Below are 24563 nucleotides of genomic sequence, written 5' to 3'. Positions count from 1 at the left end.
CTGCTCGTCATAGCAGTACCGGTTCTTTGGCTCCTGGCCGGCATGTCTCTTACCCGTTAATCCACGCCACTCTTCGCGAGGCCATTCATGGTTTCCCACTCCCGGCATGACATCCCCCAACTCGCGCATGCGCGAGTTGGGATCTCTCGTCAAGCCCGCCCCCTCTTCGAACCGGGCATCGTGCGCCGCGCGCTGGCCGACTCCTTCCGGAAGTTGAATCCACTGCACCAGCTGCGGAACCCCGTGATGTTCACCGTGTGGATCTGTAGCGCCTTCACCACGGGGCTCTGGCTGCAGGCCCTGTCCGGCCACGGCGTGGGCCGGCCCGGCTTCATCCTCGCCATCTCGCTCTGGCTCTGGTTCACGCTGCTCTTCGCCAATTTCGCGGAAGCCATGGCCGAGGGCCGGGGCAAGGCCCAGGCGGATTCGCTACGCAAGTCCAAGCGCGACGTGAAGGCCAAGCGCCTCGTCGGCACTGATCGCCTGGGCCCTCACAAGGTGGTCGACGCGCCGGAACTCCGCATCAACGATCTGGTGCTCGTCGAGGCCGGCGAAACCATCCCCGGTGACGGCGAAGTGGTCGAAGGCGTAGCCTCCGTGAACGAAAGCGCCATCACCGGCGAAAGCGCCCCGGTCATCCGCGAAAGTGGCGGTGACCGTTCCGCCGTCACCGGCGGCACCCTGGTGCTGTCCGACTGGCTGGTGATCCGCGTCTCGTCCAACCCTGGGGAAAGCTTCCTGGACCGCATGATCGCCATGGTGGAAGGCGCCAAGCGTCAGAAGACGCCCAACGAGATCGCCCTGGATATCCTCCTGGCGGGCCTCACCATCATCTTCCTGCTGGCCACGGCCACCCTGCTGCCCTACTCCATCTTCTCCACCAAGGCCGCTGGACAGGGCAGCCCTGTGAGCCTCACCGTGCTCGTGTCGCTGCTGGTCTGTCTCATCCCCACCACCATCGGCGGCCTGCTCAGCGCCATCGGCATCGCAGGCATGGATCGCATGATCCAGGCCAATGTCATCGCCACCTCGGGCCGGGCGGTGGAAGCTGCCGGCGATGTGGATGTGCTGCTGTTGGACAAGACCGGCACCATCACCCTGGGCAACCGGCAGGCCGTGGCCTTCCTGCCCGCTGAGGGAGTGGACCTCCAGCAGTTGGCGGACGCGGCCCAGCTCTCCTCCCTGGCGGACGAAACCCCCGAGGGTCGCAGCATCGTGGTGCTGGCCAAAGAACAGCACGGCCTTCGCGAGCGGGATATCCACGCCCTGGATGCCCATTTCGTACCCTTCACCGCCCAGACCCGCATGAGCGGCGTGAACCTGGGCACGCGCCAGATCCGCAAGGGCGCCACCTCGGCCATCGAAGCCTACGTCCAGTCCCACGGCGGTACATTCCCGGACGACCTGCGCCGCACCGTCGACCAGATCTCCATGGCAGGCGGCACCCCGCTCGTGGTGGCCGAAGGCTCTCACGCCCTGGGTGTGATCCAACTCAAGGACATCGTGAAGGGCGGCATCAAGGAGCGCTTCGCGGAGCTTCGGGGCATGGGCATCAAGACGGTGATGATCACCGGCGACAATCCCCTCACCGCCGCCGCCATCGCCGCGGAGGCCGGGGTGGACGACTTTCTCGCCCAGGCCACGCCCGAGGCGAAGCTGAAGCTCATCCGCGAATACCAGGCCGGCGGGCGCCTCGTGGCCATGACGGGGGACGGCACCAACGACGCTCCGGCCTTGGCGCAGGCGGATGTGGCCGTGGCCATGAACAGCGGCACCCAGGCCGCGAAGGAGGCCGGGAACATGGTGGATCTGGACTCCAACCCCACGAAGCTCATCGAGATCGTGGAGATCGGCAAGCAGATGCTCATGACGCGAGGATCGCTGACCACCTTCAGCATCGCCAACGATGTGGCGAAGTACTTCGCCATCCTGCCGGCGGCTTTCGTGGCCACCTACCCGGCCCTGGGCGCGCTAAACGTCATGGGACTGCACAGCCCCGAAAGCGCCATCCTTTCGGCCGTGATCTTCAACGCGCTGATCATCGTCGTGCTCATCCCCCTCGCCCTGCGCGGCGTGAAGTACCGGCCCGTGGGTGCCGCCCAGCTGCTGCAGCGCAACCTTCTGATCTACGGTGCCGGCGGTCTGGTGGTGCCCTTCATCGGCATCAAGGCTATCGACTGGCTGCTCGTCGCCCTCCACCTCGCCGCGTAGGAGACACCATGAACCTGCAACTACGCCCTGCCATTGTCTCCTTCATCGCGATCAGCGTCCTCACAGGCGTCGCCTATCCCCTGCTCGTCACGGGCCTGGGCAAGGCGATCTTCCCGCGCCAGGCCGGGGGCAGCCTCATCCGCAAGGGCGGCCAGGTGATCGGCTCCGAATGGATCGCCCAGTCCTTCACCTCGCCTCGGGATTTCTGGAGCCGTCCCTCTGCCACGGTCGATGCCAACAACAAGCCGCTGCCCTACAACGGCGCCAACAGCGGCGGCTCCAACCTGGCCCCCAGCAACCCGGATCTCGCCAAAGCCGTGACGGAGCGGATCGCGGCCCTGCAGGCCGCCGACCCCGAAACCCGGGACCCAGTGCCCGTGGACCTGGTCACGGCCTCCGGCAGCGGCCTGGATCCCCACATCAGCCCTGCCTCGGCGGCCTACCAGGTGCGCCGGGTGGCCAAGGCCAGGGGCCTGGACGAGGCCAAGGTGCGGGACCTGGTTTCGGCCCATATCGAGCCCCCCCAGTTCGGCGTGCTGGGCGAAGCCCGGGTGAACGTGCTCAAGCTGAACCTGGCCCTCGACGGACTCGGCTCGAAGTAGCTCCCTACTGAATTCGATTCTTCCGGAGCACGACCGTGCGCTTTCCCCTTGCCCTTCCTCTGGGCGCGGCCCTGGCCGTCCACCTGATGGCCCAGACCCCGGCGACGCCCGCGCCCCCGCCGCCCGCACCTCCTACCCTGCTGGGCTTCGCCTTGACCGGTTCCACCACTTTCGGCTCCCAGTACGTCTTCCGCGGCCTCACCCAGACGGACGGAAAGCCCACGGTCCAGGCGGAACTGGACCTGGTGCATCCTTCCGGCTTCTACTTCAGCACCAGCCTGAGCACCATCTCCTGGTTCACCGATCAGAACGCGGGGGTGGCCAGCGCACCCACCGGCCTTGGATCCCCAGCGGCAGTGGGCGCGCCCCTTTACCGGCCGGGCAAGGCCAACTCCGCCGGGGTGGAACTGGACCTGTTCGGCGGCTACAAGTGGGGCTTCGCCAAGGACTGCACCCTAGATGTAGGGCTCTACCGCTACCTCTACCCGGGCACCTACGACAACCTCGGCGCCTACCGGAACCCTGCCACCACCGAGGCCTACCTGGGCTTGAGCTACGCCTGGGCCAGCCTGAAGTACTCGCGGGTCATCAGCGCGAATACGTTCGGCGTCAACAACTCCGGCGGGACGAGCTATGTCGACCTCAACCTGGCGATCCCCCTGGGCGGAAGCGGGTGGACAGTGCTGGCTCATGGGGGGCGGACCAACTTTTCCGCCAAGGCGAACCCAGGTTACTTCTTCAACGGGAGCTACCTAACCGGAGACAACGCGCTGTTTAGTTATTCGGACTACAAGCTGGGCATCGCGAATGAAATCAAGGGCTACGTCCTCACCCTGGCCGCCACGAAGACGGACGCCAAGTCCCGCGCCGCAGACAACGACGTCACCGTCTACGAGAACGTCATGGGGCGCAACCTAGGGAAGAGCACCGTGACCTTCACCATCGCCAAGGCATTCTGACCCTATCCTTGCGGCTTCAGTTGGTTGGTCTCGCCTGGGATTCCGGATAGGTTTACTGCATGCCACTCGAACGCCCGGACCCTGATGCCCTGCTGCGCCAAGTGCAGGAGCAGGAGACCCGGGAAAATCGTGCGAAGCTCAAGGTCTTTTTCGGCGCCGCCCCCGGTGTCGGTAAGACCTACGCCATGCTGTCCGAGGCCCGGGAGCGGAGAGATGAGGGAGCCGACCTGGTCGTCGGGGTCGTCGAGACCCATGGCCGGAGTGAGACGGCCGCCCTGACAGAGGGGCTGGAGATCCTGCCCCGAAAGGAACTGGCCTACGCCGGTCAGTTCCTTCCCGAGTTCGACCTGGACGCTGCCCTGGCCCGCCGGCCAGCGCTGATTCTCATGGACGAACTGGCCCACACCAACGTGATGGGCTCCCGGCACGCCAAGCGCTGGCAGGACGTCATGGAGTTGCTGGACGCGGGCATCGACGTTTACACCACGATGAACGTCCAGCACCTGGAAAGCCTCAAGGACGTCATCGCCCAGATCACCGGTGTCACGGTGCGGGAGAACGTTCCGGACACGGTCATGGAGCGGGCGGACGAAGTCGAGCTGGTGGACCTGTCACCGGAGGACCTGCTGGTTCGGCTCAAGGAGGGCAAGGTCTATCTTCCAGACCAGGCGCGCCACGCCCGCGAACACTTCTTCCGCAAGGGCAACCTCCTCGCGCTCCGGGAACTGGCGCTGCGCCACACGGCGGAGAACGTCGATGCCCAGATGCGGCGATACATGGAGTCGGAGGGCATTCGGAAGACCTGGGCCGCCGGCGACCGGCTCCTGGTCTGTGTGGGGCCGGATGGCCTTTCGGAGCGGCTCATTCGCGCTACGCGCCGAATGGCAGGGTCCCTCGGTGCGCCGTGGGTTGCCCTCTACGTGGAGTCCCACCGCCACCTGAAATTCAGCGAGGCGGAGCGGAGCCGCGTCGAGGCCAACCTCCGGCTGGCCGAGAAGCTGGGCGGGGAGACCGTGGTCATCGAGGGCGGCGGAAGGACCGATGAGGACATCCTGGCCTTCGCCCAGGACCACAACATCACCAAGATCGTGGTGGGGAAGCCCTCCCGCCCACGATGGATGGATGTCTTCGCCGGGTCGCCGGTGGATGACCTCATCCGCCACAGCGGGAACATCGACATCTATGTCATCACGGGAGAGACGGCGGAACAGGCCGGTTCACCGGGCCTCCGCTCCCGCATCACGAGCCCGCTGCGGAACTACCTGCTCAGCGTCATCGCAGTGGTGTTCGCGACGGCCATTGCGAGCCTGATCTTCCGCCGCACGGAGCTGGCGGACATCGTGATGATCTATCTGCTGGGGATCCTGGTGGTCGCCACCCGGTTCGGCCGGGGTCCTTCGCTGTTGGCTTCGATTCTGAGCGTGGCCGCCTTCGATTTCATCTTCGTGCCTCCCTATTTCACCTTTGTGGTATCCGACTTCCGCCACGTCGGCACCTTCTCCGTGATGCTCTTGGTGGGGTTGGTCATCGGCAACCTCACCGAGCGGATCCGGGCCCAGGCACGCCTGGCCCGGGCCCGGGAACAGCGGACGCAGGCCCTCTTCCGCCTGGGGCAGGAACTGTCCCGCAGTGCTGGAACAACGGACCTGGCGACCTCAGCGATCCAGAACGTCACGACTCAGTTCCAGAGCCATGCGGTGATGCTGCTCCCGGACGCCTCGGGTCGCCTGGAAACGCCGGCCCACCCCCTGGCCTTTCCGCTGAACGACCAGGAGCGAGGCGTGGCCCAGTGGGTCTTCGAGCATGAGGAATCCGCCGGGTTGGGGACGCTCACCCTCCCGGGAGCCCGCGCCACCTATCTGCCGCTCAAAGGCTCGAAAGGCACCCTCGGCGTGCTGGGCGTGCTCCCGGATGGCGCGCCCCAATGGGTGGAGCCGGACCAGCGCCAGCTGTTGGAAGCCTTTGCCAACCAGACGGCCCTGGCCCTGGAGCGCTCGCTATTGGCCGAGCAGAGTGTGGCCGATCGCCGGCATGCCGAGGAGGAGCGTTTGCGGAACGCCCTGCTCAGCTCCGTATCGCATGACCTGCGGACGCCGCTGGGTGTCATCACCGGGGCAGTGAGTACGGTCCTGGAGACCCCCGACATCTCAGATGTGACTCGGCGCGACCTCCTGACCTCGGCCCAGGACGAGGCCCAGCGTCTGCACCGCCTGGTGAGCAATCTGCTGGATATCACGCGGCTCGAAGCCGGATCCTTGGAATTGCATACGGAATGGATTCCCATGGAGGAGGTGGTGGGCGCAGCCCTGAACCGACGGGAGCTGGGCTCCGAGACCACACGTGTCAGGACCCACCTTCCCGAAGACCTGCCGATGATCGCCATGGACGCCGTGCTCATGGAGCAGGTCGTGGTGAACCTCATCGATAACGCATTGAAGTACTCGCCGCCCGGATCCCCGGTGGACATCAAAGCCTGGGCCGCGGGAAAATCCCTCACGCTCTCGGTCGCCGATCAGGGGCCGGGGATCGCGCCCGGAGAGGAAACGCGCATCTTCGAGAAACTGGTCCGTGGTGAAGCGGGGACCAGCCGGCCCGGCGCCGGCCTCGGGCTGGCCATCTGCAAGGGCATCGTGACCGCCCATGGCGGCCAGATCCAGGCGGTGAACCATCCTCAGGGCGGGGCCCAATTCCTCATCAGCCTCCCCTTGGGAACACCTCCAGCCATCCCCAAGGAGACACCATGACCAGCCCGGCGCCTCAGGTGCTTCTGGTGGAGGACGAGCCGCAAATGCGCCGCTTCCTGCGGGTGGCCCTGGAAGGTGGTGGCTACCGCTACCTGGAAGCTCCCACGGGAGAGGAGGGGTTGGCTCTTGCGGTCCAGTACAGGCCCGATGTCATCCTGCTCGACCTGGGACTGCCGGACATGGATGGCCTGGACCTCATGAAGCGGCTCCGGGCATGGAGCCAAATCCCGGTCATCGTGATCTCCGCCCGCGGACAGGAAACCGACAAGGTTGGTGCCCTGGATGTCGGAGCCGACGACTACTTGACTAAACCCTTCGGCACCAGTGAATTACTGGCCCGCATCCGGGTTGCCCTGCGCCATGCGGAGCCCGGAGCTGTTGAGAATCCCCTGTTCGTCCTGGATCGGTGGCGGGTGGATCTGGCCAAGCGCCAGGTCCTGGTCGCGGGCCAAGAGGTCCACCTCACCCCACTTGAATATCGGCTCTTCACCACCCTGATCCGCCATGCCGGGAAGGTCGTCACCCACCGGCAACTCCTGAAAGAGGTCTGGGGCGGCGTGGCGGGCGCCCAGCCCCTCTACCTCCGTGTCTACATGGCCCAGCTGCGTCACAAACTGGAGGAGGACCCCTCCCGGCCCCAGTACCTGCAGACGGAGCCTGGGGTGGGATACCGACTCAGGATGGAGGATTAAAAGGTTCGGCCTGACCCGTGGATTCACTTCAAGGTCTGGTCTTTTGGAATCAGACCCGAGACATCAACCCAGAATCGCTGGATCATGTCTCCAATGGACAGCCCGACAAATCCACTCAATCAGACCCCAGAGCCCTCCGAGACGGACGCAGGCCTTCCAAGCGGGGGAGCCAAGGATCCCGCCGGAGGCCCAGACGCGGGCCAAGAACCAGCACCAAATACATCCAGTCATTCTTTCAGTCACTTGATGGAACTGCTCGACATGATCAAGTTCGAGCACACGGTCTTCGCCCTGCCCTTCGCATTCCTGGGGGCACTCGGCGCGGCCCAGGGGATTCCACCGCTCCGGACCATCCTGTGGATCCTCGCGGCCATGGTGGGGGCCCGCACGGCCGCCATGACCTTCAACCGCCTGGTGGACACGGACGTGGACGCGGAGAATCCCCGAACGGCCGGCCGTGCCCTGCCCGCGGGCCGGGTCTCCCGGGTCGGCGCCATGGCCCTGATGGGTGCAGGCATCGTCCTCTTTGGCCTGGCCGCCGGTGCCCTCGGTTCCCTGACCTGGGCCCTGTCACCGCTCGCCCTGGCCATCATCCTGGGCTATTCCCTCTGCAAGCGCTTCACCTCCTGGTCCCATGTGGTGCTCGGCCTCTCACTCTCCGGGGCGCCCCTGGGCGCCTGGATCGCCGTCTCCGGGCGAATCGAAGCGCCGGCCCTGTGGCTTTCCGGTGGGGTGCTTGCCTGGACAGCAGGCTTTGACATCCTCTACGCCCTCCAGGATCAGGGGTTTGACCACCAAAAGGGGCTTCATTCCGTGCCCGTCAGGCTCGGAACCAGCGGTGCCCTGACCCTGTCCCGCGCCTTGCACCTCCTGGCTCTGGCGGCCTGGGCCATGTTCAATGTCCTGATGGGCAGCCACTTTGTAGCCTGGGCGGGATGGGCAACCGTAGCGACCATGCTCGCACGTGAGCAGTGGCTCGTACGGGGGGGGGATCTGTCCCGCATCGACCAGGCGTTCTTCACCCTGAACAGCCTGGTTGGACTCGTGTTTTTCCTCGGCCACGCCTTGGAATGGTGGCTTTCACGCTCGCTGCTCGCGCCGATCTAGATCCTTCGTTGTAAGAAGGCGAGTCGATCCTTCGTGGATTCCAAGGTATGCTGAGAAGCCATGTCCACTCATCAGCCCGAACGCCGACTCGCTGTGCGCTCCAGCCGCCCCAATCCCGTGGGGTGGCTGACCGTGATGGTCGTCTTCAGCCACCGCACCATCCGCTGGTCCCTGACTCGCCGGACGATGCTATGGATCATCGGCCTCGTGGTCGGTTTTTCCGCCCTGGCCATGATCGGATCGGGCTACGGGTTCTGGGCCACCAAGAAAATCATGAGCTTCGGACGGCTCCAGCAGGAGACCAGGGAACAGCAGGAGCAGCTCCGCTCCTCCCTGGACCAGGCTCAAGCCCTGGAGACGGAAGTCGCCACGCTTCGCCAGCAGCACACGGAATTGTTGAAATTGCTTGATCCCAAGGCTCCGGCAGCAGCCCCGCTCCCGGCGCCACCGGGGCAGGCGGCTCACACACCCGACCCGGTCCCCCCCGGAGTCCAGGAACGATTGTCCCGCCTTAAGCGGGATCTGGATTACACGGCCAAGCAGGCGGCCGTGGTCCGGGCCCGCATGGAACCCGTGCTCCGCGCCTGGGCGCACACGCCCTCCATTCCACCCACGGCCGGCTATCTCAGTTCAGGATTCGGGGTCAGGGTCAACCCCTTCTCCCGCACCAACGAAGCTGGTGACGGGTTGTTGGGCTACCACACGGGTATCGACATCAGCAACGCGCTCGACACGCCAATCCAGGTCACGGCCGATGGCGAAGTAGAGGAGGCGGGATGGATGGACCGCTACGGTTGGGGTGTCCGGGTGCGGCACAACAACGAGCAGGAAACCTTGTACGCCCACATGAATCATGTGAACGTCAAAGCCGGACAGAAGGTTTCCCGGGGCGATATCCTGGGGAGCATGGGGCGCTCGGGGAACGCCACCGGCGTTCATCTCCATTACGAAGTCCGGCTGAACGGAAAACCTACAAATCCACAGCCTTACCTCCGTCTCCAGCGTCAATGGGTCCGGACGCTGGGCAAGTCGTTCTGATCCGCGAAGGAGTGCACCATGGCCGTGTTCCGCAATAACAAATCCAAACCCGATTCCGCCCCGGCGATCCACTCCCTGCTGGGCAAGGATGTGATGCTCACGGGGGAGATTCAGACCGGGTCCCAGAGCCTCCGCATCGAAGGCAGTGTTGAAGGCATCATCCATTCCACTGGCGAGATCTCCATCGCCCCTGGCGGCCTTGTGAAAGGCACCATTTACGCCAAGCATCTGGTGGTGACCGGCCGGGCCGAGGGAACCATGAAGATCACTGAATGCCTCGAAATCCACGGCACCGGCTATGTGGAAGGGGACGTGGAGGTCGGCTCCCTCGTCGTGGACGAAGGCGGCACCCTCCAGGGCGTCTGTGTCCGTCGGGACCAGACCCGCAACGTGGACACCATTGGCACTGCCAAAGGCGGCACCCTCGCCCTCTCCCACTCGGGTCAGAAGCCCATCGATACGCTTGACACCAAGTTCTGATCAGCGGAACAGCGGCCCGGGATCGGACTTCACTCCCAGGTAGGCGTACGCCGCATCGGTGGCTTTCCGGCCCTGCGGCGTGCGATCCAGGAAACCCACCTGCATGAGGTAGGGTTCGACCAGGTCTTCGAGCGCCCCCTCGTCCTCGCCGAGAGCTGCGGCCAGGGTTCGCAGGCCCACAGGCCCCCCCCGGTGCTTGTGGCAGATGGCCTGGAGGTAGTCCCGATCCAGGCCATCCAGGCCCAGGTCATCGACTTCATGGAGCTTGAGGCAGGCCTCGGCAGATTCCATGGTGATGGTCCCGTCCCCCTTGACCTCCGCATAATCCCGGCAGCGCCGGAGCAGGCGATTGCAGATGCGTGGCGTACCCCGGCTCCGGCGGGCGATGGCCTCGGAGCCCTCGGTGGCGAGGTGGATCCCCAGCAGATCCGCCGACCGCCGGGCGATGATGGCCAGGTCCGCACGGGTGTAGAACTCGAGACGGTGGACCAGGCCGAAGCGGTCATGCAGGGGTTTCGAGATGAGACCGGCCCGGGTGGTGGCGCCCACGAGCGTGAAGGGTCGGAGGTCCACCTTCAGCGTCTGGGCACTGGGCCCCTGGCCGATGAGGATGTCGAGTTTCCGGTCCTCCATGGCCGAATACAGCATCTCTTCGATGGGCGCCGACAGGCGGTGGATCTCGTCGATGAAGAGGAATTCGCCGGATTCCAGGTTCGTGAGGATAGCCGCCAGGTCGCCCTTTTTCTCCAGGGCCGGAGCCTGGATCACCTTGCAGGGCGCGCCCATTTCGTTGGCGAGCACATGCGCGAGGGTGGTTTTGCCCAGTCCCGGAGGGCCGAAGAGAAGGACGTGATCGAGCACATCGCCCCGTTTCGTAGCCGCCTGCAGGGCGATCTCTAACCGGGCCTTCACCTTGGCCTGGCCGATATATTCCTGGAGCCGCTGCGGCCTCAGCGAATATTCAATGGGGTCCTCCAGGTTGGTGGAGGGGTCGAGGTCAGGGTGCCGGTGCATGACCTCTATTCCCTCATGGGACTTCCACTTGTGTCCAGCCGATGGCCGGATAATCTTGGAATCGCAGTTCACTGTCTATCCCTCTTCCCTCCCCCCTGACGCCTACCGGGAGATGCCGTGGCCCAGCGCTACCAACTCCTGATCCGAGATCGGCACGGGTTCGAGCGAACGGTGCCGATCAACCGCTCCGTCACGGTGGGCCGGCAGAGCCTCTGTGATGTGGTGCTGTCCGACAACATGATCAGCCGCAACCACCTCCGGCTGGAGTTGCAGAACGATACCTGGTGGGCCGAGGATCTACACACCACGCATGGCAGTTTCTATAACGAGAAACCGCTGGACCGCGCGGCCTGGGAGCCTGGGACCTCCTTGCGTCTCGCGGACGGCGCCTACACCCTGACCCTGGTTCGCACGGACCACAGCAGCTCGGAGATTCACCTTCAGGCCATTCTCGAGGCGGCCCAGCTCCTGGCCCAGGAAGTGGACCTGGAGGACATGCTCGAACAGACTTTGGACCGCCTGCTCAGCATCTCGGGGACGGATCGGGGCTTCCTCATGCTCCTGGAGGACAGCGAGCTGGCGTGCCGGGTCCAGCGCAACCTCGGCCAGCAGCTGGAAGGTCAGATCCAGCTGTCGATGTCCAGCGTCCACAAGGTCTTCGAAACCGGAGACCCCATCTGGATCCTGAACGTGTCCGAAGATGGCCAATTGCTCAGCCAGCACTCGATCCAGCGGCTCGAACTGAAGACCATCCTCTGCCTGCCGCTGCTGCTCCAGGGCCGGCGCATCGGCGTGGTCTACCTGGACAGCCGCCGTCCCATCATCGAGCCTCCCGATCGGCCGACCTTCGAAGCCATCGTTTCGCTGTGCGCCATCGCCATCGAGCGGGCCCGACTGTCCGAGGAGAACCTGCGCAGCCACGTGCTCGCCACGGTGGGCCAGGTGGCCAGTTCCATCGTCCACGACTTCAAGAACGGGCTGTTCGTACTCCGAGGCCACGCTGATCTGCTTGAGCTATCCACCGAAGACAGCAAGGTCCGCCACCATTCCCGCAAGATCCTGGAATGCGTCGACCGCCTCACCCACCTCAGCCAGGATGTGCTGGATTTCGCCAAAGTACGCGAACCCCGCCGGGAGACAGTCGACCTACGCGCCTTCCTCGAGGCCATCATCGAGCCGCTGGTGCCGAGGGCGGCCGAAATGGGCGTGGCCCTCCGGGCCGAAGGACAGTCCTGCCTGATCAAGCTGGATCCGGGTCGCTTCACCCGGGTGATGGAGAACCTGCTGGCCAATGCCCTGGACGCCACCGTCGGCATCAGCGGCGAAGTGGTGGTGAGCTGGATCCAGGTTACTGGCGGGGTGCAGATCCGCGTGAAGGACCAGGGCCGGGGGATCCCCAAGCGCGTGGTCAAGCGCATCTTCGAGCCCTTCTTCAGCTACGGGAAGAAGCGGGGGACGGGCCTCGGCATGGCCACGGTGAAGAAGATCGTCGAGGAGCACGGCGGCACCCTGGAGTTCATCAGCGAGGAGGGCGAGGGGACCGAGGTGATCATCCTCCTCCCCGATCACCCCATCACCGGGGCGATCAAGGTTTCGGAGGAGTCCACCGGCGAACACCGCAACCTGGGAGCTGAACGGGTATGACCTCCTTCCGCACCGGCCTGGGATTCGATGTCCATCGCTTCGCGACGCCGGAAGAGGGTCGTCCGCTGATCCTCATGGGCTGCCCCATCCCGCACGACCGGGGCCTGGTTGGCCACAGCGATGCGGACGTCATGCTGCACGCCCTCATGGACGCCCTGCTGGGCGCCGCGGGACTGGGCGACATCGGCCAGCACTTCCCAGATACGGATCCTGCCTACCGGGGCGCCGATTCTGCAGTCCTGCTCGAACGGGTGCTGGGCGATCTTGCCGAACGTGGGTATCGGGTCGTGAACGCTGATGTCTGCCTCATCGGCGAACAGCCGAAGATCGGCCCCCACCGCCAGCACATGCGCGAGCGCATCGCCCCGCTCCTGGGCCTCCACCCCGAGGCCTTGAACGTGAAGGCCACCACCACCGAGAAGCTGGGCTTCACCGGCCGCGGCGAGGGCCTGGCCGCCCAGGCGGTGGTGCTGATCGAGCGGATCTAGCTTGGAAGCCTCTGTTTGGCCAGGTCAGCCAGGGCTTCGGGTGTGTTGAGGGAAGGATCCTCGATCACCACCTCCAGCAAGTCGCGCTGAAGCTTGCCCAGCCAGGGGCCACCCCCGCGCCCGGCCAGCGCCATCAGCGCCGCGCCATCCAGGGCCAGGGCCTTCACGGCCAGGGGCGGCGCCGCGGCCAGCACGGACTCCAACCGGGCCAGGATCGCGGCATGCTCCCGCTCCCGGGCCTCGACCTCCAACCCTTTGGCGCGCTGGTCCGCCAGACGGAAGGCCGCCCAGCGCGCCAGATCCAACCCATCCTCGCCGAGGCGGCGGAGGAATCGGCGGCATGCCGCATCGCTCCACGCCGCCGCCGGATGAGTGCCGTGGTGGCGAACCAGGGCCAGGACCTCGCCGCGAAGCGCATGGGCCGCCTTGAGCCGCTCCAAGATGATCGTCGCGATCGCCAGGGACTGAGCTTCGTGGCCATGGAAGGTCACCTCGCCGTCCGTTCCCAGACCCTTGGCCCCAGGCTTGCCGGCGTCATGCAGCAGGGCCGCCCAGCGGAGCCCCGGCTCGGCCGGCGCCCAGCGCACGACCTCAAGGGTATGGCGCCACACGTCCCAGCGATGGTGCCGGTTCTGCCCGCAGCCGATCATGGGACGCAGCTCCGGCAACCAGAGGTCCAGCAGGCCGGTCTGGGCCAAGAGGTCCAGGCCCTGCTTGGGTTCAGCGCCGCAGAGCAGCTTCGTCAGCTCCGTGAGGACCCGCTCCGCGGCCACCTTCCGGGCCACCTCCAGCCGTTCGGGGATGGCTGCCAGGGTGTCAGCCTCCACCTCGAAACCCAGCTGGGCCGCGAAGCGGCAGGCCCGCAGGGTGCGAAGGCCATCTTCCGCGAAGCGGCGCAGGGGGTCACCTACGGCCCTGAGGATCCGGGCCTCCAGGTCCGCACGGCCGCCAAAGGGATCCACCAGGTCGCCACCACCCACGGGAAGGGCCATGGCGTTGATGGTGAAGTCCCGGCGGGACAGATCCTCCTCCAGGCTGACGCCCAACCGCACCGATTCGGGATGCCGCCCATCCAGGTAGTCCCCGTCACTGCGGAAGGTGGTGATCTCGATGGGCCGGTCCTCCAGGATCACCGTCACGGTGCCGTGCTGGAGGCCTGTGGGGATCGACTTCAGCCCCGCGACCCGCGCCCGGTCCATCACGGCTCGGGGCATCAGCTTCGTGGCCAGGTCCCAGTCCGCGTGGGGGCGTCCCAGCAGTTCATCCCGGACGGCGCCGCCGACTACCACCAGCTCAGCCTCGGGCCCCAGGGCCGCCTGGAGGCGGAGCAGCGGGGCCCACATCAGTCCACGCCTCCAGCGAGTTTCGCCAGCGCCTCGCCTTCCACCCGGCAGGTGAGCCAGGGCCGCATCACCTTGGCGCCGTGGGCCTCATAGAACTCGATGGCCGGGGTGTTCCAGTCCAGCACCTGCCACACGAAGCGGGTCCAGCCCTCCTTCACTGCCAGGGCGGCCAGGTGCCGGAGCAGGGCCTGGCCGATGCCTTTGCCCCGGAAGGCTGGGCGCACGAACAGATCCTCGAGGTAGATGCCGGGCTTGCCTTCCCAGGTGCTGAAGTTCAGGAACCAGAGGGCGAAGCCCGCCGCCCGGCCATCCCATTCCGCCATGGTCACCTTCACCAGGGGGTGGTCCGAGAAGGCGTGGCGCTGGAGGTCCGCCTCGGTGGCGACGGCCGCCTCCGGCTCGCGCTCGTAGGCCGCCAGTTCGCGGATGTACTGCAGGATCAGCGGGGCATCGGCGGGGACGGCGGGACGGAGGCTCAGCATGGGTCTATGCTAACCGGATGGACCGGGACACCGCCCTCCGCCTTCACGAGGCCATGCTGCTCACCCGCCTGACGGAAGAGCGGCTGGTGAAGCTGTTCCGCCAGGGCAAGACCCTCGGCAGCATCTACCGTAGCCTGGGTCAGGAGGCCACCGCCTGCGCCACGGCCATGGCGCTGGGGCCGGATGATGTGATCGCGCCGATGATCCGCAACCTGGGCTCCATGTTCGTCCGGGGCGCCACCCCGCTTGAGATCTTTCTTCAGTACCTGGGCCGCGCCACCAGCCCCACGGGAGGCCGGGAACACAACAACCACTTCGGCTCGGTGGCGCGCGGCATTCTGGCGCCCACCTCCATGCTCGGCGCCCTCATCCCCGTGATGGCGGGCGTGGCCCTCAGCTTCCGCCAGAAGGGCGAGCGGCGGGTGGCGATGACCTGGATCGGCGATGGCGGCAGCTCCACCGGGGCGTTCTATGAAGGACTCAACTTCGCCGTGGTCCAGCAGCTCCCCCTGATCGTCGTGGGCGAATCCAATGGCTATGCCTTCTCCACCCCCCCGGATCGCCAGATGGCGGGACGCATGTCCGCGCGGTCCCAGGGCGCCTTCACCCTCACGGTGGACGGCAATGACGCCGCGGCGGTCTATGACGCCACCGCCCAGGCCCGGCAGCGCTGCCTGGAAGGCAAGGGCCCCGTCTTCCTCGTCTGCGAGACCTTCCGCATGAAAGGTCACGCCGAACACGACGATCAGCGATACGTGGACCCCGACCTGCTGGCCCAGTGGGCCGCCAAGGATCCCCTGCCCCGCTTCGAAGCCTGGCTCACGCGCAGGAAATGGGCACCAGTTCCGGATTTACGCACCCGGCTCGAGGCCGAACTCCTCGCCGCCGCCGAACTCGCCGAGGCGGCCCCCTGGCCCGATCCGACCACCTTGGAGGTGGGGGTTTTCTCGACCTAAGCCAACTCTGGTCCCCATGGGGACCCATTCATCCACAATGAGTCATCGGTCACTTTCCCTGGACGCTAGACTTTCCTGTCATGGGGGACTCTGTGTTTGTTCTCGTTTTGAATGCTGGCTCTTCGAGCCTGAAGTTCAATCTCTTCGACATGGTGAACGAGGCGTCGATCGCCGAGGGCATCGCGGAACGCATCGGCCTAGCCGACGGCATCCTCACCTGCACCATCCTCGGTGAGAAGAAGAAGGAGACCTTTCCCGTCCCCACCCATCGGGAGGCCTTGGAGGCGATTCTTGAGCGCCTCCACTCCAACGTGCTGCATGACACGCCCGTCCACGCCGTGGGCCATCGGGTGGTCCATGGCGGCCCCAAGTACGGTGATTCGGTGCTGGTGACAGACGAGGTGCTTCAGGATATCGAAGCCTTCGCCATCTATGCGCCCCTCCACAACCCAGCCAACGCCCTGGGCATCCGGGTCGCTCGGGAGACGTTTCCCGATGTGCCCCATGTGGCAGTCTTCGACACCGCCTTCCACCACAACATCCCTGACCACGCCCGCACCTATGGCATTCCCTACGAACTGAGCCAAAAGTACGGCATCCGCCGCTATGGGTTCCATGGCACCAGCCATGCCTTCGTGGCCGCCCGCACGGCCATCCTGCTCTGCCGGCCCCTCCGGTCCCTGAAGGTGATCACCTGCCACATCGGGAACGGCACCAGCATCTGCGCCGTGGGTCAGGGCAAGAGCATGGACACCAGCATGGGCATGACGCCGCTCCAGGGCGTCATCATGGGCACCCGCTGCGGCACCATCGACCCCAGTGTGGTGGAGATGCTCATGGAGCAGGAGCACCTGGATTACGCGGCCATCACGGACCTGTTGAACAAAAAATCGGGCTTGCTGGGCATTTCTGGCGTGTCCTCTGACTTCCGCGAGATCGAGCTGGCCGCCGACAGCGGCAACGACCGGGCCCGACTGGCCCGGGACCTGCTGACCTACAACGTGCGCCAGTTCATTGGTTCCTACGCCACCGTCCTGGACGGCGTGGATGCCATCACCTTCACCGCCGGTATCGGCACGCACAGCACCTACGTTCGTGCGAAGGTCTGCAGCAAGCTGGGGTTCCTGGGCGTGAAGCTGGATCCCGAGGCCAACGAGCACGGCACTGGCGAGCGCATCATCAGCACCCCGGATTCCCGCGTGGTGGTCACGGTGGTGCCTACCAACGAGGAATTGATGATCGCGCGGGAGACGGTGCGATAGCGCTTCACTGCTCATGAAAACGGCCCCCGCCTGGGGGCCGTTTTCATGAGGGCTGGAGCAGTTACTTCCCCTTGCTCTCCAGGCGCTCACCCTTGCGTTCGATGCGGGTGCCACGCTGTTCCTTGCGCTCGCCCTTCCGCTTGTTGCGCGCTCCGCGTCGCTCCTGGCGCGCGCCCTTGGTCTCCTGGGCCGCGCCCGCGGCCTCGCGGTGCTCTCCCTTGCGCTCGAGTGCCGCTCCCACCTTCACATCACCCTTGGCCTCGAGGGCCTCGCCGCGCTTTTCCAGGCGGGCGCCCTGGCGCTCCTTCTGGTCGCCCTGGCGTTCGTTGCGTGCACCGCGGCGCTCCTGGCGCTCGCCCTTGCGCTCCTGGGCCTCGCCGCGCCGTTCGACGTGCGCGCCCTTCTGCTCAACCTGCTGGCCGCTCGGCGGGGGCACCACAGGGGCCTGGGCCATGAGGGAGGCGCCGATGAGGCCCGCCGCCACGATAAGGGCCACGCGCTTCTGAAGGTTGGACATGGTGTGCTCCTGCTGCGGCTGGGCCGCGAAGGGGAATCGTCCCGGAACGACCTGATGCCGTCCTCGTGCCAACTCACAACATCTTTAGTCCCGAACAATTGAGAAAGGTTTAACGTCGCTACCGAGGATCGTTGCCTCATCGCTGTGGCGAGACGCCACAGCGGCGCTCCCCCGACCTGCCAGTCCGTTGGCCGGTTCGGGTCCACCGGTTGCCGGTACCCGGGCAGACGCCTGCCTAAACGACCTGAGACTTTGCTTCGTAGGTCATCCATCAACCCGGCAGGTCCGGAGTCTTTCCCATCAGGGGGGTTCATGCAAAAGCGATGGGTCATCGTGTCCGTGGCCGGCCTGGCCTTGGTCACAGGCATGTTCTTCACCCTCAAAGGTGGCGACGGCAAGGGCAAGAAAACCGAGGCCAGCACCCCCTTCCGATTGGGCAAAGTCCAGGCGGAGGACCTCCATGTGAGCGTCCGGGAAGTGGGCGTCGTGGATCCCCTCACCAAAGTGGATGTGAAATCCACGGTCTCCGGTCGCATCGTGGGGCTGAAGGTGCGCGAGGGCGCCACAGTGCGTGCCGGCGAAATGCTGGCGGAGGTGGAACCCGACGTGAACCAGGCCCAGACTCTGTCTGATGTGCAGGGCAGCGTGTCCCAGGCCCGGGTGAGTTTCAAGAACGCGGAACGTGATTTCGCCCAGCAGGCCGAGCTCTTCAAGTCCGGACTCATCTCGGATCAGGCCTACCGCACCGCGAAGACGACCAGGGACCTCGCAGAAGAGAGCTACAAAAGTGCCCAGACCCGGTACCAGATCGTCGAGGATCGCGGCATCCCCATCAGCGGGAACGCCTCCACCCAGTTGGCCCGCGTCACCGCCCCCATGAATGGCGTGGTCATCAAGCGGGGTGTGGAACTGGGTGACACCATCACCTCGGGCGTCAGTTCCTTCAATGCCGGCACGGTGGTCTTCACCGTGGCCGACCTGGCTTCGCTCATCGTGCGAGTGAACCTCAACGAGGTCGACATCGCCAAGGTGAAGGTGGGCCAGGCCGTGCGGATCACGCTGGACGCCTATCCGCAGAAGGCTTTCACGGGCAAGGTGCGCTTCGTGGCGCCGGCCGCCGACCTGGTCGAGAAGATCAAGGTCTTCAAGGTGGAGGTGGCCTTGGACGAACTTACCGAGGCCTTCCGTACCGGCATGAGCGCCAATGTGGAAATCCTCGGCGAGAGGCGGGACAAGGCCGTGAGTGTGCCGCTCGAGGCCCTCCAGCGCCGGGACGGCCAGACTGTGGTCTACCGCCTGAAGGAAAACCTCCTCCCCCAGGACCTCGCCAAAGCCAAAGAGGGCCTCAGTGGGCGCGGCAAGTTCATCTGGCTCTCGGACCACTGGAAGGAATACTTCGACGTGGTGCCTGTCCAGGCCGGCATCGCCACCCTCGAGCGAGTGGAGATTCTCTCCGGTCTCAAGGCCAACGACCAGGTGAGCCTGGAGGATCCGAGCAAGAAGAAGGTCGAGAAGGATGATGAGAACAATTAGCGATCAGCCGTCAGCTCTCAATCACTGATAACTGACCGCCGATAGCTGACAGCCTCGCGGAGCTCCCATGTCCACCATCATCCAGACCCAGGCCCTGACCAAGGTGTACGGTGCCAACGGGACGGCGGTCCACGCGCTGCGGGGCATCGACCTGACCGTGGCCAAGGGCGAGTTCGTGGCCCTCATCGGGCCCTCGGGCTCGGGCAAGTCCACCCTCATGGCCATCCTCGGCTGCCTGGACCTGCCCACCCAAGGCACTTACACGCTGGATGGCCACCAGGTCCAGGGCCTCTCGGGCGGCGAACTGGCGCGGATCCGCAACGAGAAGGTGGGCTTTGTCTTCCAGAGCTACAACCTGCTGCCCAAGGCCAGCATCGCCCGCAACGTGGAACTGCCCATGCTCTACGCCGGGGTGGGCCGCAAAGAGCGCCGCGAACGCGCCCTGGCCCTGCTCGAAAAGGTGGGCATCGCCGACAAGGCCGACCAGTTGCCGGGCACCCTGTCCGGCGGCCAGAAGCAGCGCGTGGCCGTGGCCCGTGCCCTGGCCAATGAGCCGGCCCTCCTGCTGGCGGATGAGCCCACGGGCGCGCTGGATTCTAAGACTGGCGCCGAGGTGCTGGATCTTTTCCGTGAGTTGCACAGCCAAGGCAACACTCTGCTGCTGGTGACCCACGATCCTTCCATCGCCGCCCAGGCGGAGCGCCGGGTCGAAATCAGGGATGGCAAAGTCATGATGGGTGGCTCGGAAGAGGACTTGATGTCCTCTTCCGAGCCGGGCACCCATCCGGCTGAGCATTACGTCGGGGTGGGTCGATGACCTCTGGTGCCTTCCGTGAGCGGCTGCTCGGAGCCTGGGTGGAAATCCGGGAGAACCTCGGCCGCTCCGTCCTGCAGGCCCTGGGCGTCCTGCTGGGCGTGGCCTCGGTGCTGGGCGGTTTCTCGATTTCCGACAGCCAGCGCCGACGAGCCGACGAAATGTTCGTGAAGATGGGCGGGCTGGACAAGCTGAACCTCCAGCCCAAAGCCGCCGTGCGAGATGGCCAACCGACGGCGCTCCAGCAGGCCAACCTGGGGTTGCGTGATGCCGACGCCATTGGCGGTGAGGCCCTGCAGGCAAATGCCATCCAGGGCGTGAGCCGCCAGAAGAACGCCCGCTCCCGGGTGGTCTCGGCTTATGGAGACCAGGACCGCCAGATCACCGGAATCGGCGGGGACTTCATTCCCGCCAACGGCTATGCCGTGGCCCGAGGCCGAGGCTTCTCAGCCTCAGAGATGGATACGGGCGCCCCAGTGGTGATCCTTGGCACCGAGGCCGCCCAGATCTTCTTTCCGAAGGGCGACGCCATCGGGCAGACCCTGCGCATCGGAGCCGTTCCCGTCACGGTCATCGGCACCTTCGAAGAGCGGGTGTTCCGGTTCCGGGAGAACCAGCACAACCAGTTCTGGTGGCGAAACCGCATCATCGCTGTGCCTGCGAACCTGGTGCAGCGCCGCATGAACGGGGATGCCTACCGCCGGGTCGACCGCATCAGCTTCCGCATCCCTGACATGGCCGTGATGGGCGCCTTCGCCAAGCAATTGTCCGACCTCGTAAAGGCCAACCATCGGCTCCAGGATGACTTCCGGCTGGACGATGTGGCGGCCCGGATCCGCCGCCGCGAAAGTCAGGGCGATGTCTACGACATCATCTTCATGCTTTCCGGCGTGCTGGCCTTGGTGGGCGGCGGCATCGTGAACGTGAACATCCAGATGGCCGGTCTCAAGGAACGCGTCCGCGAGGTGGGCGTGAAGATGGCCATCGGGGCCTCCGGCCGCGAGATCTTTAAGGGCTTCATGACGGAGGCCCTCTTGCTCACGGCCCTGGGCAGCCTGGCGGGATTGGTGCTGGGCGTGGGCTTCTCCTGGATCATCACGAAAAGCATCGGCATTCCGCTCTACATGACCCCTGCCAGCTTTCTCTGGGCCTACGTGCTGGCCGCGATCTCCGGGTTCCTGTTCGCCCTGTATCCAGCCTGGAAGGCTTCACGGCTGTCCCCCATGGAGGCCCTGCGCTATGAGTGACGGGACCTTCCTCCTCCGCTCCCCCGGCCCTTCCCTGCTCGACGGCGAGGCCCCGGCGCCCCGGGCGAAGGCACGCGGGTTCAGCTTCGGCATGTTCTGGGAGGTCGTCCGGACCGGCCTTGTGGAGTTGTGGGCCCACAAGGTCCGCAGCCTCCTCACCCTCACCCTCCTCATGCTGGGCGTCTTCGCCCTGGTGGTTATGACCTCGGTGCTGGACGGCATCATGGACAAGGTCAGCACCGGCTTTGCCGGCATGAGCTGGGACGGGACGGTCCGCATTGCTCCCAAATCCGCCGAGACCGCCGAAGAACGGAGCCGCTTCAGCATGAGCCCCGGCCTGCGGAACGAAGATCTGACCCGCCTCACAGCGCCCCATCCGAAGGTGCTGGCCTTCCTGCCCCGAGCCCAACGCACCTCCTCCGTGCGCATCACCGGTGACACCGAACGCATCTTCGTCACAGGGGTCACGCCCGACTATGCCATCTGGATGAACCGCCCCATCAGCCTGGGCCGCGGACTCACCGAAGACGACCAGCGGCGGCGGTCCACGGTGGCTGTGGTGGGCGCCACCCTCGCCGCCAAGCTGTTCGGCGGAGGCGATCCCGTCGGGCGCGACCTCGTGGTGGAGGGCGTGCCCTTCCGCATCGTGGGCGTCCAAGCGCCAGGCCAGATCTTCAACGAGGAGAACTACACGGACGCCAATGGCATCCTCATCCCGCTGGAAGCCTACATGGACCGCATGGATCCCGCCCACAAGCTAGCCCAGGTCACTGTGAAACTCCGCCACACCGAGGATCTGGGCGAGGTGTCCGCCATGCTCCTCGGCAGGGTCCGGCAGGCCCATCACGGCATCGAGGACGCCGAGGTGGTGGACCTGGACGCGGAGGCCGCCAAGAGCTACCAGAACTTCCTGGAGCAATTGCACGGCTGGCAGGTGGTGCTGCTGAGCCTGGCGGGCACCGTGCTGCTTGTCGGCGGCGTGGGCGTGCTGTCCGTGATGCTCATCAGCTTCAGCGACCGCCGGTTCGAGATCGGCCTCCGCAAGGCCCTGGGCGCCTCTGATCACGAAATCTTCATCCAGTTCCTGCTGGAGGCTGTGGTCCTGGCGGCCATCGGTGCCCTCCTGGGTACCGTCTCTGGCGGCCTGCTCTGCCAGGCCCTCGCCGCCCATTTCCCCTATGGTCTGGTGGTAAATCCCGTCGGCCTGATCACCGCCTGGATCGTCGCCCTGACGCTGGCCCTGGTCTTCGGCCTCTACCCCGCTTTCCGAGCCATGAAGCTGAGCACCATGGAGGCGATGCGCTGAAAGGGGCGGTAGGATCGCATCATGGCTGATCCCATCTTCGTCACGACCTCTGTCCGTATCCCCGGAGATGCCATCCGCTTCAAGGCGGTGCGAGCCGGGGGCGCGGGCGGACAGAACGTGAATAAGGTCTCCTCCAAGGTGGAGCTGCGCATCGATCTCACGGCCATCGAGGGGCTGCCGGAAGATGCACTGATCCGCCTGCGCGTGGCCCAGCGCAACCGCCTCGATGCCGAGGGCCTGTGGATCGTGATCAGCGACCGCACCCGCGATCAGCTCAAGAACCTGCAGGACGCCCGGGAGAAGGCGGCCGATGCTGTCCGCGCGGCCTTGGTGCGCCCCATCGCCCGGCGGGCTACTCGGCCCACCAAGGCTTCGAAGGAGCGCCGCCTGGATGCCAAGAAACGGTCCTCCGATCTCAAGCGACGCCGCAGCGGGCCCCTGGAGTAACCTGGAAATTCCTTCCGGAGCCCCCAATGTCCACGCCCCAAACCTATGCGACCCATCGCCGCTTCGAGCCCTTGCACCATTTCGTCCTGCTTCCCTTCTTCCTGATTACGTCCGTCGCCACGATCTACACGTTCGTTCGCCGCCCGGCTCTGGCTACCTTCTGGATCGCCCTTCTGGCCCTGGCGGTGCTGGCCCTGGCCGTGCAGGTCCGCGTCTACGCCCTCAAGGTCCAGGACCGTCTCATCCGTCTGGAGGAGCAGTTGCGCCTCGCCCACCTCCTGCCCGAGGATCTGAAGGGCCGCATTCCCGAGCTGAGCGTCAAGCAGCTCGTGGGCCTGCGTTTCGCGGCCGATGGCGAGGTTTCTGACCGCGTGCGGGAAGCGCTTAAGGAAAGCCTCGACGGTGAAACCATCAAGAAGCGCATCCAGACCTGGCGCCCCGATGAATTCCGGGTCTGATCAGCAGGCCCGTTTCACGACCGCAGCAGTTCCTGGCGCATGACGTCGGCGATCTGGCTGGCCGCCTCGGAGCCAGCCTCATCGCCGGAGACGCGCCGGGCAAGCTGAACCCGCTCGGCGATGGCGATGCAGGCTTCGACCGTCACCTTTTCGACCACCTTGGTTGGTGCCTTGGCAAGGGTGTTCCCGGGCGGCATGGGTCCTCCGGACTGTTTATGGGGTGTCTGAACGAAGGATAACGTTTCCCCAAAAACAATCAATGCATCTATTTTCCTAATACATCTCCAACCAAGGATCTAGCGGACGCGGGTGCCGGCCGCGTTTCCTCAGTGCTCCCCGTAGTCCTTCTCCCCCGCGCGAACGGCGATCCTGAGGTCGTTCTGCTTTGGCGGCAGAGGGCAGGTCGCGAAGTGGGAGAAGGCGCAGGGCGGGTTGTAGGCCCGGTTGAAATCCAGGACCACTTTCCCTTCCTTGGGCATGGCGGCATAGAGGAAGCGCCCGGCCGGATAGGTTTCCTTTCCGCTGGAGGCATCCCGGAAGATGAGGAACAGCTCGGGGTGGGCCGGATCCTCGATGAGGGGTTCCAGCGTGAACTTCCGGCCTTTCAGCTTGAAGCGCAGGAGTCCCGGCGCCGTCATGGGCTCCGAGGTACCCAACACCGTGGGGATGGCCCGGGTCTGCGGTGTCGCATAAGGGATGAACTCCGCTTCCACGCGCCAAGTCGGGTCCACCGGGAAGCGCGCCACGCCATGGAAAGCCTTCCGGGCGGGGGCCTCGGGATCCTTCAGGCGAAGGCCCAGGCGGTCGCCCCGGCGGATGACATAGAAAATGATGCGGCCCGCCCGCAGCACATCGGGCTTCCCGTCCGCATCCGCCTTCAGTGTCGCGGTTTCCACGGCCTGCCCGTTCACGAGGATGCCGCTGCCGGGGAAGAGGTGGACCCTCACCGTGCCGCCTTCAACCGTGAAGGTCCCCGCCTGGGCCGGGGCTGTGCCGGCGGGCAACAGCACGGTCGAGCCAGGCGCGGTCCCCAGCGTGTTCTCTCCAGGCCGGAGCCAGTCCAACCCCACCAGACTCAGCCAGCCATCTTCCGCCGCCAACCGGGTCTCCCGATCCGCGTGCCAGGCGTCCACCGCTTTCACATAGGCCGCGTCAGGCGGAGCGACCGCGCCGAGGAGGAGGCAGGCAAAGAAGAGGCACATGGTTCGGTACATGGAGC

The 24563-nt window shown here is 65.7% G+C and carries 24 protein-coding genes; 18 read left to right on the top strand and 6 right to left on the bottom strand.

Annotation, left to right across the window (positions count from 1 at the left end; genetic code table 11):
* The first annotated feature begins 87 nt into the window (after positions 1-87).
* The 8 genes from kdpB to NOV74_RS01695 all read left to right on the top strand — a co-directional run bounded on the left by kdpB (position 88) and on the right by NOV74_RS01695 (position 9833).
* Positions 88-2211, top strand: a complete 2124-nt coding sequence (gene kdpB / locus NOV74_RS01730) for a potassium-transporting ATPase subunit KdpB (RefSeq protein WP_257308722.1) — start codon at positions 88-90, stop codon at positions 2209-2211.
* Positions 2212-2219: 8 nt separating this feature from the next.
* Positions 2220-2813, top strand: coding sequence for a potassium-transporting ATPase subunit KdpC (kdpC, locus tag NOV74_RS01725; protein ID WP_257308721.1), 594 nt, complete (start codon positions 2220-2222; stop codon positions 2811-2813).
* A 35-nt stretch (positions 2814-2848) separates the two neighbouring features.
* Positions 2849-3772: a TorF family putative porin gene (locus tag NOV74_RS01720; protein WP_257308720.1), complete on the top strand. Its 924-nt coding sequence runs from the start codon at positions 2849-2851 to the stop codon at positions 3770-3772.
* Positions 3773-3831: 59 nt separating this feature from the next.
* Positions 3832-6516: a DUF4118 domain-containing protein gene (locus tag NOV74_RS01715; RefSeq protein WP_257308719.1), complete on the top strand. Its 2685-nt coding sequence runs from the start codon at positions 3832-3834 to the stop codon at positions 6514-6516.
* Entirely contained in the window at positions 6513-7208 is a 696-nt protein-coding gene (locus NOV74_RS01710) for a response regulator (protein ID WP_257308718.1), read from the top strand. The genes NOV74_RS01715 and NOV74_RS01710 overlap by 4 nt, the downstream gene beginning before the upstream one ends.
* Positions 7209-7454: 246 nt before the next feature.
* Positions 7455-8315, top strand: a complete 861-nt coding sequence (locus NOV74_RS01705) for a UbiA-like polyprenyltransferase (RefSeq protein ID WP_257308717.1) — start codon at positions 7455-7457, stop codon at positions 8313-8315.
* A 60-nt stretch (positions 8316-8375) separates the two neighbouring features.
* Positions 8376-9353 (top strand): M23 family metallopeptidase, encoded by a 978-nt coding sequence (locus tag NOV74_RS01700; protein ID WP_257308716.1) that lies wholly within the window; start codon positions 8376-8378, stop codon positions 9351-9353.
* An 18-nt stretch (positions 9354-9371) separates the two neighbouring features.
* On the top strand, positions 9372-9833 hold the full coding sequence (locus NOV74_RS01695) for a bactofilin family protein (RefSeq protein ID WP_257308715.1): 462 nt from the start codon (positions 9372-9374) through the stop codon (positions 9831-9833).
* Here the strand turns inward: NOV74_RS01695 and ruvB are convergent, their stop codons facing one another.
* Entirely contained in the window at positions 9834-10847 is a 1014-nt protein-coding gene (gene ruvB, locus NOV74_RS01690) for a Holliday junction branch migration DNA helicase RuvB (protein WP_257308714.1), read from the bottom strand.
* Positions 10848-10964: 117 nt separating this feature from the next.
* Between ruvB and NOV74_RS01685 the strand changes: the two genes are divergently transcribed.
* On the top strand, positions 10965-12491 hold the full coding sequence (locus tag NOV74_RS01685; protein ID WP_257308713.1) for an ATP-binding protein: 1527 nt from the start codon (positions 10965-10967) through the stop codon (positions 12489-12491).
* The gene (gene ispF / locus NOV74_RS01680) at positions 12488-12979 is read left to right on the top strand and encodes a 2-C-methyl-D-erythritol 2,4-cyclodiphosphate synthase (protein ID WP_257308712.1); all 492 of its coding nucleotides are present in this window, start codon (positions 12488-12490) and stop codon (positions 12977-12979) included. Before NOV74_RS01685 ends, ispF begins: the two co-directional genes overlap by 4 nt.
* Here ispF and NOV74_RS01675 read toward each other — a convergent pair.
* Together NOV74_RS01675 and NOV74_RS01670 are read right to left on the bottom strand one after the other, a co-directional pair.
* Positions 12976-14322: a CCA tRNA nucleotidyltransferase gene (locus tag NOV74_RS01675; protein ID WP_257308711.1), complete on the bottom strand. Its 1347-nt coding sequence runs from the start codon at positions 14320-14322 to the stop codon at positions 12976-12978. The genes ispF and NOV74_RS01675 overlap by 4 nt on opposite strands.
* Positions 14322-14804: a GNAT family N-acetyltransferase gene (locus NOV74_RS01670; protein WP_257308710.1), complete on the bottom strand. Its 483-nt coding sequence runs from the start codon at positions 14802-14804 to the stop codon at positions 14322-14324. The genes NOV74_RS01675 and NOV74_RS01670 overlap by 1 nt, the downstream gene beginning before the upstream one ends.
* Positions 14805-14857: 53 nt before the next feature.
* Between NOV74_RS01670 and NOV74_RS01665 the strand changes: the two genes are divergently transcribed.
* Complete coding sequence (locus tag NOV74_RS01665; protein WP_257308709.1) at positions 14858-15760, top strand: thiamine pyrophosphate-dependent dehydrogenase E1 component subunit alpha; 903 nt, start codon at positions 14858-14860, stop codon at positions 15758-15760.
* A gap of 92 nt (positions 15761-15852) precedes the next feature.
* Positions 15853-17022: an acetate/propionate family kinase gene (locus NOV74_RS01660; RefSeq protein ID WP_257308707.1), complete on the top strand. Its 1170-nt coding sequence runs from the start codon at positions 15853-15855 to the stop codon at positions 17020-17022.
* A gap of 61 nt (positions 17023-17083) precedes the next feature.
* On the opposite strand, the gene NOV74_RS01655 is transcribed toward NOV74_RS01660, so the two are convergent.
* Positions 17084-17539, bottom strand: a complete 456-nt coding sequence (locus NOV74_RS01655) for a hypothetical protein (protein ID WP_257308705.1) — start codon at positions 17537-17539, stop codon at positions 17084-17086.
* A gap of 312 nt (positions 17540-17851) precedes the next feature.
* On the opposite strand from NOV74_RS01655, the gene NOV74_RS01650 reads away from it, so the two are divergent.
* The 6 genes from NOV74_RS01650 (at position 17852) to NOV74_RS01625 (ending at position 23344) form a co-directional block, all read left to right on the top strand.
* The gene (locus tag NOV74_RS01650; RefSeq protein WP_257308704.1) at positions 17852-19072 is read left to right on the top strand and encodes an efflux RND transporter periplasmic adaptor subunit; all 1221 of its coding nucleotides are present in this window, start codon (positions 17852-17854) and stop codon (positions 19070-19072) included.
* Between the two features lie 67 nt (positions 19073-19139).
* The gene (locus NOV74_RS01645; protein WP_257308702.1) at positions 19140-19889 is read left to right on the top strand and encodes an ABC transporter ATP-binding protein; all 750 of its coding nucleotides are present in this window, start codon (positions 19140-19142) and stop codon (positions 19887-19889) included.
* Positions 19886-21133, top strand: coding sequence for an ABC transporter permease (locus NOV74_RS01640; protein WP_257308700.1), 1248 nt, complete (start codon positions 19886-19888; stop codon positions 21131-21133). Before NOV74_RS01645 ends, NOV74_RS01640 begins: the two co-directional genes overlap by 4 nt.
* On the top strand, positions 21126-22439 hold the full coding sequence (locus tag NOV74_RS01635) for an ABC transporter permease (protein ID WP_257308698.1): 1314 nt from the start codon (positions 21126-21128) through the stop codon (positions 22437-22439). The genes NOV74_RS01640 and NOV74_RS01635 overlap by 8 nt, the downstream gene beginning before the upstream one ends.
* Before the next feature lie 21 nt (positions 22440-22460).
* Positions 22461-22886 (top strand): alternative ribosome rescue aminoacyl-tRNA hydrolase ArfB, encoded by a 426-nt coding sequence (gene arfB / locus NOV74_RS01630; RefSeq protein ID WP_257308696.1) that lies wholly within the window; start codon positions 22461-22463, stop codon positions 22884-22886.
* 26 nt (positions 22887-22912) lie between these two features.
* Positions 22913-23344 carry a DUF6526 family protein gene (locus NOV74_RS01625; protein ID WP_257308695.1) on the top strand — a complete coding sequence of 144 codons (432 nt, stop codon included), beginning with the start codon at positions 22913-22915 and terminating at the stop codon, positions 23342-23344.
* A 14-nt stretch (positions 23345-23358) separates the two neighbouring features.
* On the opposite strand, the gene NOV74_RS01620 is transcribed toward NOV74_RS01625, so the two are convergent.
* Together NOV74_RS01620 and NOV74_RS01615 are read right to left on the bottom strand one after the other, a co-directional pair.
* Entirely contained in the window at positions 23359-23541 is a 183-nt protein-coding gene (locus NOV74_RS01620) for a hypothetical protein (protein ID WP_257308693.1), read from the bottom strand.
* Positions 23542-23670: 129 nt separating this feature from the next.
* Complete coding sequence (locus NOV74_RS01615; RefSeq protein ID WP_257308691.1) at positions 23671-24558, bottom strand: DUF1684 domain-containing protein; 888 nt, start codon at positions 24556-24558, stop codon at positions 23671-23673.
* Between the last annotated feature and the right edge of the window lie 5 nt (positions 24559-24563).

It is taken from the genome of Geothrix fuzhouensis (assembly GCF_024609325.1).
Taxonomy (GTDB): domain Bacteria; phylum Acidobacteriota; class Holophagae; order Holophagales; family Holophagaceae; genus Geothrix; species Geothrix fuzhouensis.
The sequence above is the reverse complement of the archived record's forward strand: the minus strand, read 5'-3'. Positions and strand labels throughout refer to the sequence as shown.

Coding starts and splice junctions, on each gene's coding strand:
- NOV74_RS01625 (WP_257308695.1), top strand. CDS start 22,913: ATGTCCACGCCCCAAACCTATGCGACCCATCGCCGCTTCGAGCCCTTG.
- NOV74_RS01715 (WP_257308719.1), top strand. CDS start 3,832: ATGCCACTCGAACGCCCGGACCCTGATGCCCTGCTGCGCCAAGTGCAG.
- kdpC (WP_257308721.1), top strand. CDS start 2,220: ATGAACCTGCAACTACGCCCTGCCATTGTCTCCTTCATCGCGATCAGC.
- arfB (WP_257308696.1), top strand. CDS start 22,461: ATGGCTGATCCCATCTTCGTCACGACCTCTGTCCGTATCCCCGGAGAT.
- NOV74_RS01620 (WP_257308693.1), bottom strand. CDS start 23,541: ATGCCGCCCGGGAACACCCTTGCCAAGGCACCAACCAAGGTGGTCGAA.
- NOV74_RS01615 (WP_257308691.1), bottom strand. CDS start 24,558: ATGTACCGAACCATGTGCCTCTTCTTTGCCTGCCTCCTCCTCGGCGCG.
- NOV74_RS01650 (WP_257308704.1), top strand. CDS start 17,852: ATGCAAAAGCGATGGGTCATCGTGTCCGTGGCCGGCCTGGCCTTGGTC.
- NOV74_RS01665 (WP_257308709.1), top strand. CDS start 14,858: ATGCTGCTCACCCGCCTGACGGAAGAGCGGCTGGTGAAGCTGTTCCGC.
- NOV74_RS01695 (WP_257308715.1), top strand. CDS start 9,372: ATGGCCGTGTTCCGCAATAACAAATCCAAACCCGATTCCGCCCCGGCG.
- NOV74_RS01655 (WP_257308705.1), bottom strand. CDS start 17,539: ATGTCCAACCTTCAGAAGCGCGTGGCCCTTATCGTGGCGGCGGGCCTC.
- kdpB (WP_257308722.1), top strand. CDS start 88: ATGGTTTCCCACTCCCGGCATGACATCCCCCAACTCGCGCATGCGCGA.
- NOV74_RS01700 (WP_257308716.1), top strand. CDS start 8,376: ATGTCCACTCATCAGCCCGAACGCCGACTCGCTGTGCGCTCCAGCCGC.
- ruvB (WP_257308714.1), bottom strand. CDS start 10,847: ATGCACCGGCACCCTGACCTCGACCCCTCCACCAACCTGGAGGACCCC.
- NOV74_RS01705 (WP_257308717.1), top strand. CDS start 7,455: ATGGAACTGCTCGACATGATCAAGTTCGAGCACACGGTCTTCGCCCTG.
- ispF (WP_257308712.1), top strand. CDS start 12,488: ATGACCTCCTTCCGCACCGGCCTGGGATTCGATGTCCATCGCTTCGCG.
- NOV74_RS01675 (WP_257308711.1), bottom strand. CDS start 14,322: ATGTGGGCCCCGCTGCTCCGCCTCCAGGCGGCCCTGGGGCCCGAGGCT.
- NOV74_RS01670 (WP_257308710.1), bottom strand. CDS start 14,804: ATGCTGAGCCTCCGTCCCGCCGTCCCCGCCGATGCCCCGCTGATCCTG.
- NOV74_RS01645 (WP_257308702.1), top strand. CDS start 19,140: ATGTCCACCATCATCCAGACCCAGGCCCTGACCAAGGTGTACGGTGCC.
- NOV74_RS01710 (WP_257308718.1), top strand. CDS start 6,513: ATGACCAGCCCGGCGCCTCAGGTGCTTCTGGTGGAGGACGAGCCGCAA.
- NOV74_RS01635 (WP_257308698.1), top strand. CDS start 21,126: ATGAGTGACGGGACCTTCCTCCTCCGCTCCCCCGGCCCTTCCCTGCTC.
- NOV74_RS01640 (WP_257308700.1), top strand. CDS start 19,886: ATGACCTCTGGTGCCTTCCGTGAGCGGCTGCTCGGAGCCTGGGTGGAA.